Here is a 2,756-nt window from a genome sequence, read left to right as displayed (position 1 = left end):
CTCGGGATACGGCGCCGCCGTCCGGTTCAGCTCCTCCAACAGATACGCGCGCTCACCGGACAGCAGCTCAATCTGCGCGACCGGCTGCCCTGCATCGGCCACCATCCCCCGCAACAGCGCCAGCAGATAGCTACGCTGCCGCTCGATCGTCCTCTGATCGAACAGCGCCGTGGCATAACCCAGCGTTCCGGCGATGACCGCGCCATGCTCGCGCAGGCTCAGCTCCAGATCGAACTTGACCTGATCGAACCCGTCCGCCGCAGCCTCCACACTCAACCCAGGAAGATCGAACGACGCGACGGCGTTGTTCTCCCAGGCCAACATCACCTGGAACAGCGGCGTGTGATCCAGCGATCGTGGCGGCTGTACAATCTCCACCACCTGCTCAAACGGCAGGTCCTGATGCTCCTGCGCTCCTAAGGCCGTGCGCCGCGTCCGCTGCAACAGCTCTGCCACGCTCGGCGCGCCCGACAGGTCCAGCCGAAGCGCCAGGGTGTTGACGAAGAAGCCGATCAACTCGTCGATCTCGCGCCGGCCTCGATTGGCGCTCGGCGCCCCTATCACAAGGTCGTCCTGCCCCGACAGATGCGACAGCACTGCAGCCCAGGCCGCCAGCACCGTCATGAACAACGTCGTGCCATGCTGCCGGCTCAGCCGCTTCAAGTCCCACGTCAGATCCGCATCGATGACAACAGGCACAGTGGCCCCGGCAAACGACTGCTGGGGTGGCCGCGGCCGGTCCATCGGCAGCGACAGATAGGCCGGCACGCCAGACAGGGAGTTGCGCCAATACTGCGCCTGGCCCTGCAGCCGCGCGCCCGAGAGCCACCGTCGCTGCCAGGCGGCATAATCCGGATACTGGACCGCAAGCGGCGGCAGCGGATCGTCTTCTCCGGCCAAGAACGCCCGGTACAGCTGACTGAGCTCACGCACCAAGATGCCCAGCGACCAGCCGTCCGAGACGATGTGATGCTGGGTCAGCAGGAACACGTGCTCCTCATCCGACATCCGAACCAGCCGCCCGCGGATCAGCGGGCCACGCGCGAGATCGAACGGCGTGCGCGCCTCTTCACGGCACAGCTCCAAAAGCGCGGCGTCCGCATCTCCCCGGGCGCGCAGATCATGCTCCGTGACGGGCCGCCCCGCATCCTTCGGCAGAACCTCGACCCGAGGCTCACCCTCTGAGGCGACAAAGACACTGCGCAGCGCCTCATGCCGTGCCAGCAACCGGTCAAGGCTGCGCTGCCAGACGCTGCGGTCGAGCGCACCTTGCAGCCGCCACGCCAGCGGCATGTGATAGCTCGTGCTGCCCTGATCCAGCTGCGCCAAAAACCACAGCCGCTGCTGCGCAAACGACAACACGAGCGGCGCATCACGCGACACGGCCACAATGGCCGGGAGGTCTTGCGGACCGCGGCGGCTCATCATCTCGACCACGCTTTCCGCCAGATCGGCCAGCACCGGTTTGGCAAACAGCCTCGTCAGCGGCAGTTCGACACCAACAGCCTGCGACAGCCGGCTTGAGAACTGCACCGCCAAGAGCGAGTGGCCGCCCAGTTCGAAGAAGTGGTCGTTCCGTCCGACCCGCTCAACACCCAGAAGCTCGGCCCAGATCGTCGCCAGCGCCGTCTCGATCTCGCCTTGCGGCGCCTCATAGGCGGCGCGCGCATACGCCTCATTCTCCGGCGGGGGCAGCGCCTTGCGGTCCAGCTTGCCGTTCACCGTCAAGGGCAGCGCCGCAAGGTGCACAAATGCCGACGGCACCATATACTCGGGCAACCGCGCACCTAAGTGCGTGCGCAAGGTGGCGGCAAGTTCAGCCCCCTCAGCTTCGCCGGCGTGCTCGGCAGTCGTAACGACATAGGCGACCAGCCGCTGCTCGCCGCCGCGGTCCTGGCGCGCCACCACCACCGCGTCGCGCACCGCGGCGTGCTCGACGAGCCGCGCCGCGATCTCGCCCGGCTCGATCCGGAAGCCGCGGATCTTCACCTGGTCGTCGTTGCGGCCCAGAAACGCCAGATTGCCGTCCGGCAGATAGCGCGCAAGGTCGCCGGTGCGGTACATCCGCGCCCCAGGCTCAGTGCTGAACGGATCGGCCAAAAACCGCACCGCGGTCAGCTCGGGACGGTTCAGATAGCCCCGCGCCACCCCCGCGCCGCCAATGTAAAGCTCCCCCACCGCCCCAAACGGAACAGGCGCGCCATGACCGTCCAGCAGATAGATCCGCGTGTTCGCGATCGGGCGGCCGATATGCGGCACAATGTCGACGAAAAGCCGTCCCGAGGTCGCCACGACCGTCACTTCAGTAGGGCCGTAGTTGTTTACTAGCTTGAGAGCCGCTGGTAGAGGCGCAGGCACACGCTGGAGACGATCCCCGCCAACAAGCAAGTACTCCAATGTGGGATTTACCAGCTTATCTTCTAACGCGATCGTGGCGAGCGGCGTGATCAAAAAGGCGGAGTCCAGCGATTGATCACGCCACCATTGCAGCAAAAGGAGAGAATCTCCTGCCGGCGCTCTGGGCGGGAGCAGCAATGTGCTGCGGTTACATAACGCAGACCATAGCTCCCAAGTGCTGGCATCGAATGCTACTCCAGCCGTGAGCGCACAGCAGGTTTCGGGTTGCGGACAAAACGTTTGCACATGCCATGCTATAAGATTGACCAATCCCCGATGCTCGACCATGACGCCCTTGGGCGTTCCGGTGGATCCCGAGGTGTAGATCACATAGGCGAGATGGCGCGAGGTCAGACCGA

Annotated in this window: 1 protein-coding gene; it reads right to left on the bottom strand. The window is 65.2% G+C overall.

Translation table 11 applies throughout. The annotated features are described in order from the left end of the window. Positions 1-2,751, bottom strand: a 2,751-nt coding sequence (locus KJQ96_RS38300; RefSeq protein WP_256441747.1) for a condensation domain-containing protein, incomplete at its 3' end; no start/stop codon positions are given. Between the last annotated feature and the right edge of the window lie 5 nt (positions 2,752-2,756).

Origin of the sequence: Bradyrhizobium sp. sGM-13 (assembly GCF_018398875.1) — a bacterium.
Taxonomy (GTDB): domain Bacteria; phylum Pseudomonadota; class Alphaproteobacteria; order Rhizobiales; family Xanthobacteraceae; genus Bradyrhizobium.
Note: the sequence above shows the minus strand (reverse complement) of the source record. Positions and strands in the feature narration are given on the sequence as shown.